General features: G+C 70.4%; 16 protein-coding genes. 11 read left to right on the forward strand and 5 right to left on the reverse strand.

Annotated elements, in window-relative coordinates:
* Positions 1-66 precede the first annotated feature (66 nt).
* The 11 genes from ABZ793_RS23570 (at position 67) to ABZ793_RS23620 (ending at position 8,796) form a co-directional block, all read left to right on the forward strand.
* Entirely contained in the window at positions 67-636 is a 570-nt protein-coding gene (locus ABZ793_RS23570; RefSeq protein WP_357460843.1) for a dihydrofolate reductase family protein, read from the forward strand.
* A 418-nt stretch (positions 637-1,054) separates the two neighbouring features.
* A complete protein-coding gene (locus ABZ793_RS23575; protein ID WP_357460846.1) occupies positions 1,055-2,242 on the forward strand; it encodes a hypothetical protein in 1,188 nt (395 codons plus the stop codon).
* Between the two features lie 212 nt (positions 2,243-2,454).
* A complete protein-coding gene (locus ABZ793_RS23580) occupies positions 2,455-2,946 on the forward strand; it encodes an NUDIX domain-containing protein (protein ID WP_357460848.1) in 492 nt (163 codons plus the stop codon).
* Between the two features lie 35 nt (positions 2,947-2,981).
* Positions 2,982-3,293 carry a hypothetical protein gene (locus ABZ793_RS23585; protein WP_357460850.1) on the forward strand — a complete coding sequence of 104 codons (312 nt, stop codon included), beginning with the start codon at positions 2,982-2,984 and terminating at the stop codon, positions 3,291-3,293.
* Between the two features lie 454 nt (positions 3,294-3,747).
* On the forward strand, positions 3,748-5,208 hold the full coding sequence (locus tag ABZ793_RS23590) for an SDR family NAD(P)-dependent oxidoreductase (RefSeq protein WP_357460852.1): 1,461 nt from the start codon (positions 3,748-3,750) through the stop codon (positions 5,206-5,208).
* Positions 5,209-5,399: 191 nt separating this feature from the next.
* The gene (locus ABZ793_RS23595; RefSeq protein ID WP_357460855.1) at positions 5,400-5,711 is read left to right on the forward strand and encodes a hypothetical protein; all 312 of its coding nucleotides are present in this window, start codon (positions 5,400-5,402) and stop codon (positions 5,709-5,711) included.
* On the forward strand, positions 5,708-5,854 hold the full coding sequence (locus tag ABZ793_RS23600) for a hypothetical protein (protein ID WP_357460858.1): 147 nt from the start codon (positions 5,708-5,710) through the stop codon (positions 5,852-5,854). The genes ABZ793_RS23595 and ABZ793_RS23600 overlap by 4 nt, the downstream gene beginning before the upstream one ends.
* A complete protein-coding gene (locus ABZ793_RS23605) occupies positions 5,851-6,093 on the forward strand; it encodes a hypothetical protein (RefSeq protein WP_357460861.1) in 243 nt (80 codons plus the stop codon). Before ABZ793_RS23600 ends, ABZ793_RS23605 begins: the two co-directional genes overlap by 4 nt.
* 12 nt (positions 6,094-6,105) lie before the next feature.
* Positions 6,106-6,504 (forward strand): hypothetical protein, encoded by a 399-nt coding sequence (locus ABZ793_RS23610; protein WP_357460864.1) that lies wholly within the window; start codon positions 6,106-6,108, stop codon positions 6,502-6,504.
* Positions 6,501-7,163, forward strand: coding sequence for a hypothetical protein (locus ABZ793_RS23615; RefSeq protein WP_357460866.1), 663 nt, complete (start codon positions 6,501-6,503; stop codon positions 7,161-7,163). The genes ABZ793_RS23610 and ABZ793_RS23615 overlap by 4 nt, the downstream gene beginning before the upstream one ends.
* Before the next feature lie 55 nt (positions 7,164-7,218).
* Entirely contained in the window at positions 7,219-8,796 is a 1,578-nt protein-coding gene (locus tag ABZ793_RS23620) for an alpha-amylase family glycosyl hydrolase (protein ID WP_357460944.1), read from the forward strand.
* Positions 8,797-8,949: 153 nt separating this feature from the next.
* On the opposite strand, the gene ABZ793_RS23625 is transcribed toward ABZ793_RS23620, so the two are convergent.
* The 5 genes from ABZ793_RS23625 to ABZ793_RS23645 form a co-directional block, all read right to left on the reverse strand.
* Positions 8,950-10,839, reverse strand: coding sequence for a glycerophosphodiester phosphodiesterase family protein (locus ABZ793_RS23625; RefSeq protein ID WP_357460869.1), 1,890 nt, complete (start codon positions 10,837-10,839; stop codon positions 8,950-8,952).
* Positions 10,840-11,085: 246 nt separating this feature from the next.
* The gene (locus ABZ793_RS23630; RefSeq protein WP_357460871.1) at positions 11,086-13,251 is read right to left on the reverse strand and encodes a 2-oxo acid dehydrogenase subunit E2; all 2,166 of its coding nucleotides are present in this window, start codon (positions 13,249-13,251) and stop codon (positions 11,086-11,088) included.
* Entirely contained in the window at positions 13,248-14,153 is a 906-nt protein-coding gene (locus tag ABZ793_RS23635) for a thiamine pyrophosphate-dependent dehydrogenase E1 component subunit alpha (RefSeq protein WP_357460873.1), read from the reverse strand. Before ABZ793_RS23635 ends, ABZ793_RS23630 begins: the two co-directional genes overlap by 4 nt.
* Positions 14,150-14,383, reverse strand: a complete 234-nt coding sequence (locus tag ABZ793_RS23640; protein WP_357460875.1) for an acyl carrier protein — start codon at positions 14,381-14,383, stop codon at positions 14,150-14,152. The genes ABZ793_RS23635 and ABZ793_RS23640 overlap by 4 nt, the downstream gene beginning before the upstream one ends.
* Before the next feature lie 73 nt (positions 14,384-14,456).
* Entirely contained in the window at positions 14,457-15,482 is a 1,026-nt protein-coding gene (locus tag ABZ793_RS23645; protein WP_357460878.1) for a 3-oxoacyl-[acyl-carrier-protein] synthase III C-terminal domain-containing protein, read from the reverse strand.
* Positions 15,483-15,505 lie beyond the last annotated feature (23 nt).

Genomic DNA, 15,505 nt, shown 5'->3' on the forward strand with positions numbered 1-15,505 from the left:
GCGCCGACAGTAGTCTGAATACGGTCCGGTGAAAACGCGCTGCGCGCATCAAGGGAGAGCACCGAGATGAGACCACTTCGATACTCGATCAACGTCACACTCGACGGCTGCTGCCATCACGAGGCAGGGCTCGCCCCCGACGAGGAGTCGATGCGCTACTGGACCGCTGAGATGGAACGAGCCGATGCCCTGCTATTCGGCCGGGTGACCTACGAGATGATGGAGTCGGCGTGGCGGCAGCCGGCCACGGGCACATGGCCTGACTGGATGGATGAGTGGGAGATCCCGTTCGCCGAGACCATCGACCGGACGAAGAAGTACGTCGTGTCGAGCAAGCTGAGCGGGGTCGATTGGAATGCCGAGCTGGTGCGAGGCGACTTGGGGCAAGCGGTTCAGCGGCTCAAGCAGGAGCCAGGCGAGGGCCTGTTCGTGGGTGGCGTGACGCTCCCCCTGGCGTTGGCAGATCTGGGACTGATCGACGAGTACGTGTTCCTTGTGCAGCCGGTCCTTGCCGGACACGGGCCGACGTTGCTCGCCGGTCTGCGCGAGCGCATCCAGCTCGAGCTCGTGGATCGCCATGAGTTCCGGTCGGGGGCGGTCGCCCTGCGATACCGGCCCACGCGAGTAACCGCTTGACGCGATTTGTCCTGGCACGTTCGCCGCTGCCTCGCGACGGAACGACGGTTCTCGCACCTGATGCGAGGGTTCGGACCGTCCCAAACGTGCGGACAGAACGGGCGCAAGCTGCATCCCCGAGGTGCCGGTAGATGACGGGTCGGGCGGGGTGTCGAGCTACTCAGCATCCGCACGCTGCGTGACGAGATGGCCATGTCCGGGCAGTTTCAATTGGCCGCCGGCGGGCAGATGCAGCTAGCCGCCCACGCTCAATCCACAGGTCTTGACAATTCCTCTCGGTCGAAGGCTGCAGCGGCACTGGCCGGCACATCGCGGCACACACTGGACGCGGCAGAGGCTGATATCTCGCCGATCCGCCGTCGATCACCGCCGGTATGCATGCCGGTCGCAGAGCGCGCCCGCCGGTTAAGGTCACCATGTGTCAATCCCCTTGCGCTGGCGCCTGCTCGACGAGGAAACCGGCGCCACCATCACCGACTGCACGGACATCGACGGGCTCTTCGTCGACCGCGTGTTCCCGCACGAGCCACTGTACGAGCGCTACACCCTGTTGAGCTGCGCGCCGTCCGGACCGCTTCTCGCCGCGATCGACGGCACGGGGCCGACCTGGTTCGGCAACTTCGTCGTCGAGGGCGCACACGTCCCCGGCCGGCCAGCGAGCGAAGGGTGCGAGGACCAGTGCCGGGAGTGCTACGAGAACGCCGAGGAACTGCTCGACGTCCGGGTCGTCGGCCACCGGCCCGCCGCTGACGGGTCCGGCCTGCTCGACATCGACCTCGAAGGCCATCGCCGCGACGACGACAACAATCGTGGCGGCACCATCGCGCCCGCTGTCGTCGGTTACCGGCTGTTCGCCTGGTCGACGGCGAACGGATCCAGCGAGGAAACGCCGGCCGGCGGGTGCCGTGACATCGCTGGCCTGTTCCACGAGCAGCCGGACAGCTGGCCGCCGGGTCCGCCGTTGACCTTGCTGGGCTGTCGTCGCCGGCTCAGTGGGTCGTTCGAGGCCGAGCTGGCCCACGTGCGCGTCGACGGCACGGCTCACACGATGGGCTGGGGACAACGCGTGTTCGGAAGCGTCGTCGCCACGCGCCCGTCCACCCTCGGTGACGACCTTGTCGATGTCATGTTGGATGCGCGGATCCCGGAGCCGATGGCGACCAATGACCGCCCACTCTGGGACATGTGGCGCGCTGGCGGCCCGACCGAGCCCAACCTTTGGGCGAAGCTCAATCGCAGTGACCGCTACCTCTGGGTACGTGCAGCTGCAGTCCACCGGAGCCATGCTCCGGACAAGCCCGCAGGCACGGTGTATCACCTGGACGGACGCTACGTCACTGACTTTGACGCCTTTTTCTGTGCGATCGGGGAAGCGGTCAACGGCCCTGGCGGCTGGTTCGGCGGCGATCTGTTCTGGCTGCACGAGAATGCCGCCACCGGCGACGGCGGCGCGACCCCCGGCTTCCGCATGATCTGGCACAACTCCGAGGTCGCGCGCACCCACCTGGTCTCCGGCTACGACCGAAAGAGCTGGCTGCCCGCCGTCACCTTCGACGACCTGGTCCGCTACCTCACCGAGGACGGCGTCCAACTCGAACTACGCTGATGGAGCACCACCCGGTGAATCGAGGCACGCAGCCCCATCTGACCGGTACAGCACACATGGCCATCCACAGAGTCCGGCCACACAGCGCGACCGCACACGCTCATCGGCACGAGCGGACGCTGACCGGGCGCGTGATCAGCGGCAGATCTGGACGCCTGCACGTCCCCTTTGGCTGGAGCGAGCTTGTCCTATCCCTGTGCTCTAATCCCGTCATGCATGTCGTCGTCACAGGCGCACTCGTCGAAAACGGCGCGGTCCTGCTAGTGCACCGCAGCCCGACCCGCCGGGCATACCCAGATCTCTGGGATCTGCCCGGGGGGCATGTCGAAGCGGGTGAGTCGGAACTACAAGCCCTCGCGCGTGAGATGCACGAGGAGCTCGGTGTTCACATTGTGGCGGAGTCCTCTTCACGGTTGGGCGACTTGCATGCCGGCAGTGGTGAGGACGCCGTTCACGTGGGCGTCTGGCAAATTGGAGACTGGGTTGGCTCTCCGACCAACCGTGCACCTGACGAGCATGACGACATCGCATGGGTCGGGATCAGCGAGCTGGGCGGCCTTCCCCTCGTGCATGGCGACTTGGCGGCAATGGTTCGTTCTCTGCCTGAGCCTGACCGGCTGCCTCGTCGCGACGAAGCACGGACAGCCGCATCGCCGAGCGGTCCGGAGATCCATCGCTGCTCGTCACCACACTCGCAGGCATGAGCACATATCGGAGCAAATCAGCCTGCGATTGGCCCATGAGTCTTGACGGCTACATCGCCGATGACCAGGGCGGCTACGACCGGACAGTTCCCGTGGCGGGCCCAACGCTCGATACCGAACATCAACTGCCGTTTGATGAGTTCCTTGACGAGGTCGACATCGTCGTAATGGGCCGCCACTGCCGCAGCCCGGCCAGGCTGGTCAAGGTGACCGGTGGGGTCGCTCTCTCATCGGCTGCCCACCGCGTCCTGGTGTGGCTCACGCATGGCATGCGTCCTGCCGGTCACCGTGGCGCGGATAGGCTCCAGAGCGCCGCTGTGTATCAACCCGCGCCAATGGCAGGTTGAGTTGATCTTTGATGAGGTGCCGGTAAAGGATGTTGGTGAGGCGTCGTGATCTTCTGGTCGGACCCGGCGGAGGGAGCCGAGAGGCAGGCGCCCAGGGAACTCTCCGAGATGATCTCGCCGGCGAAGAACCTTCAGAGTGTGCGTCGCGTACATGGCGAGCAGCTTGACCAGGCTGCCGGAGTGACGGCCGGCACATGAGCAGGCCGTCGTGCCGTCATACGGGAATCGACTCCGGTGGCGGCGCGACCGGCCTGCCCATGGCCGCCCCCGAACTCGCCGTGGCTAAAGATGCATTGTTCGGTGGACCTCGGAGCGAGGGCTGGCCTCGACGGGCTTTGGGCTGATGAGCAGACGCGGGATGCGTCGGAGGCCGTGCGGTGCGTACAGTTCCGGGTCGGACTTGGGGTGGGGCCGGGTAGACCCGGCGCAGGGAACGGGATGAGACAGCGACGGCATGACGGCGGACAACATTACGGAAACCGGTCAGTACGGCATTGACCGCGACCGCCTGGAGACCTGCCTCAGCGTCTTCGAGGCGTTGGAGGACCTGCCTCCCGACCACCCCGACGTGGTGCGGGTGCAACGGGCAACCGCGAAACTCTACAAGGTGATCAAGCAGCGGCGACGCGAGGAAAGGCGGAATGCAATCGCGGCGGCCGACCGCGCGGTGACGGCGGCCACCGCCACCGGCGCCCCGGGCCGGATCGACGACGAGACCCAGGGCATCCCGCTCACCTCGCCCACCGTCGGTGCCACGGCCGGCATCCTGCACAATCCGCGCGGCTGCTACGTCTGCAAGCAGCGCTACCGCGAGGTGGACGCCTTCTACCATCAGCTCTGCCCGCCCTGCGCTGCACTCAACCGGGAGCGCCGGAACGCCCGCACCGACCTGACCGGCCGGCGCGCGCTGCTCACCGGCGGCCGGGCGAAGATCGGCATGTACATCGCGCTGCGGCTGCTGCGCGACGGCGCGCACACCACGGTGACCACGCGGTTTCCCCACGACGCGGTCCGCCGATTCGCCGCGATGCCCGACAGCGGGGACTGGCTGCACCGCCTGCGAATCGTCGGGATCGACCTGCGCGACCCCGCCCAGGTGATCGCCCTCGCTGATTCGGTCAGCGGCCAGGGACCACTCGACATCCTGATCAACAACGCGGCACAGACCGTCCGCCGCACGCCCGGGGCGTACGCCCAACTCGTCGCCGCGGAGGCGGCGGCCCTGCCGGACGGCCCACTGCCAGAGATGATCACGTTCGCCAAACCGGCCGGCTGGGGCGACCCGGCGGGCAGCTTGGCCGCCCCGCCGCAGTCGGCCGTGATTCCCCCGCACGCGCTGACCGCGCTGGCGCTGACCAGCGGTTCCGCCTCGCCGGAACGGATCGCGGCCGCCACCGCCATCGACGCCGGCGGTCTGGTGCCGGACCTCGACCCGGTCAACAGCTGGGTGCAGCGGGTGCACGAGGTGGACCCGATCGAGTTGCTCGAAGTGCAGCTGTGCAACGTGACCGCACCGTTCGTTCTGGTCAGCCGGCTGCGACCGGCGATGGCCGCAGCGACCGCCCGCCGCAAGTACGTAGTGAACGTGTCGGCGATGGAGGGCCAGTTCACCCGCGGCTACAAGGGGCCGGGGCACCCGCACACCAACATGGCCAAGGCTGCGCTGAACATGCTGACCCGGACCAGCGCCCAGGAGATGCTGTCCGACGGCATCCTCATGACCAGCGTCGACACCGGCTGGATCACCGACGAACGGCCTCACCCGACGAAGATGCGGCTGGCGGACGCCGGCTTCCACGCCCCGCTGGACTTGGTCGACGGTGCGGCCCGGGTCTACGACCCGATCGTCCGCGGCGAACAGGGCGAAGACCTGTACGGCTGTTTCCTGAAGGACTACGCGCCCTGCGCCTGGTGATCAGGCGCCCGCCCCGCCATCAGCCGCCCATGCTCAGGCCGACACGGTCAGCACCGTCGCCCCCGTCCACCACAGGTCCAAGCTGTGGTGGCTGGCGCGATGGAGTCGCATGGCCAACACGAGGTGCTTGACCGCCTCCACGTCCCGGTAGGCAATCGTGCCGACTACTTGACGAACATAGGGGCTTCGGGGTGCGGGCCAAGACCGTGCTGACCGACGTCGGCCCGGTCGAGATCCAGGCTCGCCTGGCCGAGGTGTATGGCGCCGAGGGTCGCGGCAGCCGGCACGGGGAGCCGGCGTACGGCACCGGATCCCGGGTGGTGCTCACCACCGCCCACCTCGACCACACCCCGGAGAACTGCGACCCCGCCAACCTCCGGCCGATGTGCCAGGGCTGCCACCTGCACTACGACCGCGACCACCACCGCGAGACGGCCGCGGCGACCCGGCGCGCCCGGATCGCTGCCGCCGGGCAGCTCGCGCTCATCGAGGAGGCGTCGTGATCCGCGCCCTCCTGGCCGCCGGCGCCGCCGCCCTCGACATCACCTGGGACCCCGAGATGGCCGTCGCCCAGGCCCTCATCGCCGTGTTCCTCCGCCAGTACCTGCTCGTCGCCTACCTGCTCAGCCGAAAGGGTCGTCCGTGACCTCTCCGCACCACCTGCACGCCACCGCCGCCGCCTGGTCCCTCCAGGCGGCCCGGCGCCGCCTCGCTCAGCTCGCCGAGGAGGAGGTCGCCCAGATCGCCGCCGAGCAGATGGAGGCCCCCGCCCTCCTCCACTCCCCGGCGTGGGGCCGACGCCACGCCCTCGGCGGCCACGGCGACCCCACCCCCGGCATGGTCGTGGTCGCCACCGACCGCCGGCCGCCGGCCGCCTCGCCGTAACCGATGGGCGAGATGGCCGACCGCGCCACCCGCAAGCTCGGATGGCTCGCCGACACGCTCCACGTCGACAGCCTCGTCGACCCGATCCCGAGCGTCCTCGCCGCCATCCCGGCACTCCAGCCCGGCACCGCCGCCGTCGTCGCCCGCCACCTGGCCGATGAGGACCGGTGGATCCGCGAGGCCATCGACCTCGCCCCGGCGCGGGAGCCGGTGCCGGGCGCGCCGGAGTGCGGGGTGCGCCGCCTGGAGGTGCAGACCGCCGGACCGATCGACGCCTGGACCGTGGTGTGCGCCGTCGGCTGCCGCAGCCGGGGCGAGGGCTGCCCGTGCGGGATGCCCGGCGCGGTGGAGGGCGCCGCCCACATCTGGCCTCGGACCGACGTACTTGCCCCCACTAGCATTGGGGCATGAGTAGCGACCCTTCCTCGCTGCCCGACGTCCCCAACGATGATCCTTATCTTCCGCCCCCGCCAGGGTGGACCGACCGGGATGCCTGGGACGACCTCATACCAAGATCAGAAAATCGCGGCCCGCTCGCGTCGGGTGTTGGCGACGTAGTCACCGTCGAGATGTTCGCCACGGCAACGGTGTGGATCAGCGGTGCCGTTGGTGCCGGCATGCTGGGCAACTCGGCCTACGACGCGTTCAAGGTCGCCATCTCACGCCTACTTCACCGTGACGGCGAACCCAAGCCCCTGACCCAAGCTGAAGCAGTTGTGATTGCGCGAAAAGCTCTGCAGGACCGAGTTGATCAGGCCATGGTGGTCGATTTTCCAGACGTTGCCACCCTGCGAGTCGCAGAGTGGTCCCTGTCTGATTCAGGATGGTCGATTTGGTTCCAGGGTGGCCGCAACTTCGCCCAGGTAAAGATTCCAACCAACGCCGCCGGGAAAGATGGCGTGTACGTGAAAGTCGGTCTCGGCCGGACAAAGTACTGCACTGAGTGCGGCCAGCCCAACCACGTCAACTGGGTTGCCGACCACCGTCTCGGGGTGGAGAACTTCCTGCCGGACGAGTCATGCGACAACCGGGACTGCGAGCGGTACGGCAAGGGTCCTGAGAAGCGGTAGCGACGATGGCCCGTGGCGTGAGTCCACCTCGCGTCATGGGCAATCAAGGTCAACCATTCACAGCCGGCATTCAGATAAGTGGCCCAAGAATCTGGAGGGTGTCCGCGCGCACCTGGGCTACCTGGCCGGCCTCGACGTCGACGCGATCTGGTTCAACCCCTGGTACGCCTCGCCGCAGGCGGACGCCGGCTACGACGTCGCCGACTACCGGGCCATCGACCCGGTCTTCGGCACCCTGACCGACGCCGAGGACCTGATCCGCGAGGCGCATGCGCTCGGTATCCGGATCGTCGTCGACGTGGTGCCGAACCACTGCTCGAACGCGCATCCGTGGTTCGTGGAGGCGTTGCACAGCGGGCCGGGTTCGGCCGCGCGCGACCTGTTCTGGTTCCGCGAGGGGCGGGGCGCGGACGGGGAACTGCCGCCCAACGACTGGCAGTCCATCTTCGGAGGCCCGGCTTGGACCCGGACAGTCAACCCGGACGGCGGCCCCGGCGAGTGGTATCTGCACCTGTTCGCGCCCGAGCAGCCCGACCTCAACTGGGAGCATCCGAAGGTCCGCGAGGAGTTCGAGGACGTGCTGCGGTTCTGGCTCGACCGCGGGGTGGACGGCATCCGGATCGACTCGGCCGCGCTGCTGATGAAGGACGGCGAGCTCGCCGACTTCGACCCGGACGACCTTCCGGTCCCGCACCCGTACACCGACCGCGACGAGGTGCACGACGTGTACCGGGCGTGGCGTGCGATCGCCGACAGCTACCCGGAGCCGCGCGCGCTGATCGGTGAACTCTGGCTGCCGGACGCCGAACGGCTCGCCGCGTACCTGAGCCCGGACGAACTGCACACCGCGTTCAACTTCGCCTTCCTCGGCTGCCCATGGGACGCGACCGCGCTGCGCCAGGTCATCGACGAGACCCTTGCGCTGCACGCCCCGGTCAACGCCCCGGCCACCTGGGTGCTGTCCAATCACGACGTGCCTCGGCACGTGACTCGCTACGGCCGCGCCGACACGTCGTTCACCCTTCAATACCGCCAGCTCGGCGCGCCCACCGATCGGGCGCTCGGTCAGCGTCGGGCCCGCGCTGCCCTGCTGCTCAATCTGGCGCTGCCCGGCTCGGTTTACCTCTACCAGGGTGAGGAACTCGGCCTCGAGGAGGTGGAGGACATTCCCGCCGCGCTGCGGCAGGACCCGATGTTCTTCCGCACCGACGGCGAGAACCTCGGCCGGGACGGGTGCCGGGTACCCCTCCCGTGGTCGGGCCAGGAGCCGCCGTTCGGCTTCAGTCCGGCCGATGCGGCGCGCGAGCCGTGGTTGCCGCAGCCGCGCGGGTGGCGTGACCGTACCGTCGAGGCGCAGACCCGCGACCCCGACTCCATGCTGGAGCTGTACCGTCGCGCGTTGGCCTACCGGCGCGGGCAGCCGGCGCTCGGCGACGGCCCGTTCGCGTGGCTGCCCGCACCCGCTGGGGTCCTCGCCTTCACCCGGGGGACGCATCGAGCGTTCGCCTGTGTGGTCAATCTGTCGGGCCGCCCGATCGAGTCTCCGGTCGCCGGGACGGTCGTGCTCGGCAGCGGCCCGTTGGACGAGGGCTGGCTGCCGCCGGACACGGCCGTCTGGGTGGTGCCCGGATAGCGGGACGGGATCGATCGACGGCAGGCGTTGACGAAGCCCTCCGCACCGCAGCGTGAGTCGTCAGGCGATGCTGTGGCTGTCGTTCAGGTCAGGCCCATGCCCGGTCACGGCGGCGGGCGGGGAATATCCCCGCCCGCCGTCGTCGTCGTACGGTCAGTCTGCGGCGAGGGCCCGCGCGTCGGCCGCGACGACACGCGCCAGCTCCACCGGGAGCCGCTTGCCGGCCTGCTGGTCGGCGTAGCGGGCCAGCTCGGCGTAGCGGCCCTGGACGAGCAGCGTGCTCAGCGCGGTGCGGGTGCCGTCCTCGACGTCGGAGGTCAGGATCACGTACCCGAGCCCGGCCGGGGTGGCCGCGACGGTGAAGGTGCTGGTCGCCGTCGCCCGGCCGGCCGGTCCGACGGCCTCGGCGCGCAGCGTGTGCCGGCCGGCGGGCAGGGTGGTCAGGTCCAGCGCCACGCCGGGCTCGACCCGCTCGCCGTCGAGGGTGACCGTGACCGTCTCGGCGTGCGTGGTGGTGACGGTGACGGTCGGTGCCTGCGCCCGGTCCAGGGTGGCGCCGTCGGTCGGCGCGCCGATCGCGACGGTCGGCGTGGCGGGCGGACGCTGCGAGTACGCGGCGTTCCAGCCGGCCAGCTCGGCCGGGCGGTTGGTGATGATTCCGTCGACGTCGGCCTGCTCCAGTGCCTGCCACTGGTTCGCCGAGTCGATGGTCCACACCAGGACGGCCACGCCCGCGTCGTGCAGCTCGCGCACCACGCCCGGTCGGGTCAGCAGCGCCGTCCCGCTCGGGTTGTACGCGGTCAGGCCCAGCTCGCGGGCGACCGCCACCGGATCGGCGTCGAGGCTGCCGCGCAGCAGCCCGAGGGGCAGCTCCGGGGCCAGCTCGCGGGTGTGGCGCAGCGCGTCGGTCTCGAAGCTCTGGATGAACACCCGGCCGGTCATCCGCTCCGCGCGGATCACCTCGACGATCCGGGCGACCTCGTCGCGGGTGTGCGCCCCCTTGATTTCGAGCAGCAGGTTGCCGCCCCGGACGCGCAGGTCGGCGAGCTGCTCGGCGAGCGTGGGCAGCTTCTCCCCCGCGTACGACGGCGCGAACCAGGAGCCGGCGTCGAGCGCCTTGAGCTGGGCGGCGGTGAGGTCGCGGATCCGGCCGGCGCCGTCGGTGGTCCGGTCCACCGTGGCGTCGTGCAGCACGAACGGCACGCCGTCGCGGGACGGCTGCACGTCGTTCTCGATCCAGTCGGCGTTGGCCCGCCGCGCGGTCTCCTGGGCGACCAGGGTGTTCTCCGGGGCGGCCGACGAGGCGCCGCGGTGGGCGATCACGGTGAGCGGGCTGCCGTCCGGGCGGAGGTAGCCGTTGGGGGCCAGCTCGGTGATTCGCACGTCGTCGAAGGAGACGGTGGCGCCGTTGACCAGCAGGGCCTGCCCGCCGTCGGCGGAGCGTTGCAGGCTGCTGGTCCTCAGCGCCTCCCGCCCGTCGACGAACCAGCGCGCCTGGCTGCCGTGCACCTCCACGGCGACCCGCACGTCCCGGCCGGTGCCGGCGGCGTACGGTCCGGCGCCGGTGTTGGTGACATTCCAGGTGTCGGCGGTGGTGCGCTGGGCGAACTCGAGCCCGTTGCTCGCGGTGGTGCCGCTGCGCATCGTGGCGATCCACCACGGGTTGGCGCCGTCGGCGGGCACGTCGAGGCCCAGCGCCGTCCAGCGGGTGGCGGACGCGACGGACTCGAACCGGACGGTCGCCTCGAACCGGAAGTCGTTCAGGTGCCGCCCGAAGGTGATCTTGTTGTTCTGGCTGGAGTTGGCGGACGTGCCGTACAGCCGGCCGTTTTCCACCTTCCAGGTGCCGTCGACGGCCCGCCAGCCGGTGGGCAGCCGGCCGTCGGAAAAGTCCTCCGCGACGGCCACCGAGCCGGGTTCGGCGGCGGCCGGCGGCGACGGGGGCAGCACGGCGAGCACGCCGGTCGACAGCGTCAGGACGGCGAGCGCGGCGATCGTGCGGCTCGGGTTCCCGCGTGGGAGGTGGGCAGGGCGAGGTGTCATGACCCGGACCGTAGGAACGTCACCGGAACGCCCGACCAACCTGGCGTGGCGGCAGCGCCAACGTCACCTCTCCAACGTGCGACGAATGACGGGCCGCCGTTGAACGGCACGTTCGCCACGGCGGCGTGGACGTCGGAACATCAGCAGGCCCTGTCGCCGCCCCGGCGGGAAGCAGTCACTGAGGCGCACGTTGCGCAGGCGCCCTCGCTGTCGAGGGCGCGGGCAGACCCATGTGAGGCTCCACGGTTACAGGTGCAGGGCGGCACTGAGCGCGGCCAGGTACGCCCCGGCCTGCGCCCCGTTGACCAGCCGGTGGTCGTAGGCCAGCCCGAGGTCCGCCATCATCCGCTCGCGCACCTCACCTCCGACGTCCAGCACGACCTCGCGGTGCACGTCGGGCACCGACAGGGCACAGGTGACGCCGGGCGGGATGATCGGCTGGGCGTAGATCACGCCGGGGGTGTTGTTGAGCGCGACCAGGAAGTTCATCCCGGCCATGTCGTCCTCGCGTAGCCGGTTGCGCAGCGCCTTCATCCGCAGCTCGACCACGGCGTCGGCGAGGTCGCCCAGGTCCAGCTTCGCCGCGTCGCGGATCACCGGCAGGAACAGCCCGGTGCCGACGTCCACGGTGAGCCCGACCGACGGCTGTGCCGCGTCGATGACCCGGCCGTCCCCGGTGAGCTGGGCGTAGAGGGCAGGGAACTGCTCGTGCAACCTGGCCACGGCGGCGATGACGATCTCGGTCAGGCTGACATCGGCGCCGGTCTCGTCGGCGGCCCGGCGCGCGTACGCGAGGGCGGCGGTCACGTCGACCCGCACGGCGGTGAAGGCGACCGGGATCTCCCGGTGTGAGGTCGCCACCACCTCGGCGATGCGGCGTTGCGGCGGTGGCAGCGGCCGCCCCGGCAGCGCCGGCTGCGTCACCACGGACGGCTCAGCGACCGGGGGCGCCGCAGCAGGGACGGCACCGGCGGACCGGATGTAGCCGATGGTCGAGCCCGGGACGCAGTCGGCCCCGGCGGCGAGGTCCTGGCGCAGCACGCCCGCGTGCGTCGCTGCCAGCTCCTCGATCGCCTTGGAGGTCTCGACCGCCGCGATCGCCTGTCCGATCTCGACGGTGGCACCGGCCGGGACCAGCCACTCCAGCAGCACATAGCTGTCGTCGTTGTTGTTGAGCTTGGGTACGCTCACCGCGACGCCCTGCTCCGCCGCCCGCGCCTGGCGCAACCTGGTCAGCGGCGAACCGCTGCGGGGAGCCGGAGCCGCGCCAGCGCGTAACGGCTCCGTGGCCGCCTCGCCGGCGAGCACTACGGCCGGCGCCACCTGCGCCACAACCGTGCCGGGCGTTTCCCATGACGGCGCGGCCCGATCGCGACTCGCCGCTCCCGACGCGGCAGGCTCGCCAGTGGAGCGGTGCATGATCCGTTCCAGGATCGTGTCCGCGCTGAGCAGGACCGCCCGTTCCAGGTGCGGTGCCGACGGAATGATGCTGGCGGCCGAGCTGACAAGCTCGATCGGCCGACGCAGCAGCGGCCACGCGGCGGCGTAGAGCCTGGTGGCGACCTCGCTCCCCCAGGTGCCGCCAGCCGTGCTCTCCTCGGCGACGATCACGCCGTCCGCACCGTCGAGCAGGCCGAGCACACCGTCGACATCGAAGGGGTAGAGCCGGGCTGGGACCAGCACCTCGACATTGCGCCCCTGCTCCGCGGCCTTCCGGGCGGCGGCGATCGCCCGGTTGGCGACCCCGCCGGGTGCGATGACCAGTGTCGGCGCGGCGGCGGCAGCCGGGTCGTAGACGCGGGCCCAGTTGCGGTCCGCGCCCAGCAGTTCGAAGGCGAGGCGGTCGTCGACGCGGTTGTCCACGTACCTCGGCTGGGTGTAGAGGATCTTGTCCTCGAACAGCATGGACGGTTCGCCGCGGCGCAGCGCGGCGGCGAGCACGTCGGCCGCGTCGTGCAGTGGCGACAGCTCGAAGAGCGCGAGGTGCGGGATGCCGATGAAGTGCTTCTGCACGCTCTGGCTGTGCGTCGGGCCGTAGCCCCGCCCGCCGCCGACGGGGCAGCGGATCACGACCCGCATCGGGGTGTACTCGCCGTACATGGCGACGGATTTGGTGAGGAAGTTGATGATCTGGTCGAAGGCGAGGCCGACGAAGTCGCCGAACATGATCTCGACGATGACCGTGTCACCACAGAGCGCCAGGCCACCCGCCACACCGGTGATGCCGTTCTCGCTCAGCGGTGTGGACAGCACCCGGTCCGGGTAGGCCGTCGACAGGCCTTGGGTGACCTTGAAGGCGCCGCCGTAGGGGTCGACGACATCCTCGCCCAGCAGCCAGGCCCGCTCGTCGGCGGCGAACAGCTCGTGCAGGGCGCGGTTGAGGTTCTGGCTCATTCGTTCGGCGCGCGTCACACCACGCCTCCGCCCGCCAGGGGCCGGGCCAGCGCCGCGGCCGAGATCTCCGCGACCCGCTGCCGGGCTTGCGCGTCAGCGGCCGAAAACTGCGGCGGGTACGCGGCCGCGTACCGCTCCAGCCAGTCGAGGTGGCGCAGCCGGCGAATCTCGTCGGCCGGGCGGGAGTCGTCGCCCTTGCTGTGCGGGCCGAGCCGGACCGTGTGCTGCACCAGCACATGCGGCTGCCGGGTGGCGCGGACCCGCTCGATGTGCGGCGCGGCGGCGGCACGCACCTCGTTGAGGTCCAGCGAATCCGACTCGCTGAAGGTGATCCCGAACCCGGCGGCCCGGCCGCCGATGGTCCCGGCCAGCTGCCCGGTGGTCGGGGTGGACTGGGCGATCCGGTTGTGCTCGACCACGACCAGCAGCGGCACCCGCCACAGCTGCGCCATGTTGAGCGCCTCGTAGACCGCGCCTTCGCCCCAGGTGCCGTCACCGATGTAGGTCACCACGATCCCGTCCTGCCCGGTGCGGTTGAGGTGCAGCCCCACGCCGACCGCGGCGGGCAGGCTCTCCCCCTGCACGCCGGTGGACAGGAACCGTTCCCGGCGTAGGTGCTGGCTGCCACCGAGCCCATGGCACACCCCGCCCTCCCGGCCGAGCAGTTCCGCCAGCAGGCCGTCCGGGTCAGCGCAGTGGGCCAGGTAGTGCCCGTGCCCCCGGTGGTTGCTGAACACGAAGTCCCCGGTCAGCAGCGGGGCCAGCGCGACCGGGATGTATTCCTGGCCGAGGCAGGTGTGCGTGGTGCCGCTGAGGTGGCCGTCGGCGTACAGGCGGAGCAGTTCCTCCTCGAAGCGGCGGATGAACAGCCCGGTGCGGAGGTCGGCGTCGCTGAGCGGAGATGGCGCGGCGGATGTCATTCCTTCACGCCCCGCTGCGCGAGCAGTTCGCGCAGGTCCGCCACCGACCGAACGGCCCGGATCTCCCGTGGCGTGATGGCGATCCCGTACGCGTCCTCGACCGCCGCGACGATTTGGAGGTGGCGCAGGCTCACCCAGGCCGCTGTGGTCGCGGGACCGGTCTGCGCGTCGACCTGCTCGACCGGCAACGCCAGCACGTCGGCGACGACCCGCACCAGGCGACTGGACATCCAGTGTCCCTTTCCACAACGGACATCAGGCGGCAGCGGTGGTGCGCTGTCAAACCGATCGGGCGATCGATGCTTACACCTCGACGATGGTACAGGCCCAGTGCATGCCCCGGCCCAGCGAAATCAGCGCGACCCGGTCGCCCTCGCGGAGTTCACCGGCGGCGAGCAGGCGGCTCAGCCCGAACAGCTGGTCCGCCGCACCGAGATGCCCGTGCTCGGCCGCCAGTTCCCGGTTGGTACGCGCCAGCGGCACCCCGTGCGCCTGCGCCAGGGACGCCATGGACCGCTCGTTGTCGCTGACCAGGATCAGGCGCGCCAGGTCGGCGACCTTGACGTCCGCCCGCTCGCAGGCCCGCTCGGTGACCCGCACGGCCCGCTCGTCGAGATCCCGGGCGAACTGCTCGAACTGCTCGGCGTCGTAGTCGAAGAACTCCATTACGTTCCACACGTCGCGTACGGCGGGCGGCTCGGCACCAGGGCCGAAGGGCGCCGCCGCGCCGCCCACGTCGAGCCGGTGGAACGCGGCGTAGCGGCCGTCGGTGGCGGCCTCCGTGGTGAGCCAGCGCAGCCGGGAATGCCCGCGTCGGGCCACCGTGGCGACCGCGCCGTCGGAGAAGACCATCGGCTGGGTGTCCATCCGGTTCCAGTACGCCTCACAGGTCCGGTTCGCGGCCACCATCAGGGCGTTGGCGTACCGCGGGTGGGTGGCGAACTTGCCCGCGACGGTGTCGAAGCTGAGCACCCCCGTCGTGCACGCCTGGGTGAGCAGCACCGCTTCGGCGTTGACCGCGCCGAGCCGGTGCGCCAGGTCGGCGGCGGCGTCCCAGTAGAGGTACTCGGTGAGGTCGGTGGTGGCCAGCACCAGCAGGTCCACCTGCGCGGCGGGGAGCGTGGCGGCGTCGAGGGCCTGGCGGGCGGCCTGCTCGGCGAGGTCGGTCAGGCCAATCTCCGGCGCGCTGCGGTGCACCTGGCGGTAGCCGTACCCGAGGACCCGGTTCACGTCGTCGGTGTACTGCCCCACCACGTCCGCCACCGGTACCGGATCGCCGAGCGCCTCGCCAAACGACACCAGCCCGAAGCTCATCATTGCCCGTCCCACCGCAGGTCCATGGATGCATACCA

This window comes from Micromonospora sp. NPDC047465 (assembly GCF_040643125.1).
GTDB lineage: Bacteria > Actinomycetota > Actinomycetes > Mycobacteriales > Micromonosporaceae > Micromonospora.

Coding starts and splice junctions, on each gene's coding strand:
- ABZ793_RS23590 (WP_357460852.1), top strand. CDS start 3,748: ATGACGGCGGACAACATTACGGAAACCGGTCAGTACGGCATTGACCGC.
- ABZ793_RS23585 (WP_357460850.1), top strand. CDS start 2,982: ATGAGTCTTGACGGCTACATCGCCGATGACCAGGGCGGCTACGACCGG.
- ABZ793_RS23635 (WP_357460873.1), bottom strand. CDS start 14,153: ATGACATCCGCCGCGCCATCTCCGCTCAGCGACGCCGACCTCCGCACC.
- ABZ793_RS23640 (WP_357460875.1), bottom strand. CDS start 14,383: ATGTCCAGTCGCCTGGTGCGGGTCGTCGCCGACGTGCTGGCGTTGCCG.
- ABZ793_RS23615 (WP_357460866.1), top strand. CDS start 6,501: ATGAGTAGCGACCCTTCCTCGCTGCCCGACGTCCCCAACGATGATCCT.
- ABZ793_RS23610 (WP_357460864.1), top strand. CDS start 6,106: ATGGCCGACCGCGCCACCCGCAAGCTCGGATGGCTCGCCGACACGCTC.
- ABZ793_RS23625 (WP_357460869.1), bottom strand. CDS start 10,839: ATGACACCTCGCCCTGCCCACCTCCCACGCGGGAACCCGAGCCGCACG.
- ABZ793_RS23580 (WP_357460848.1), top strand. CDS start 2,455: ATGCATGTCGTCGTCACAGGCGCACTCGTCGAAAACGGCGCGGTCCTG.
- ABZ793_RS23570 (WP_357460843.1), top strand. CDS start 67: ATGAGACCACTTCGATACTCGATCAACGTCACACTCGACGGCTGCTGC.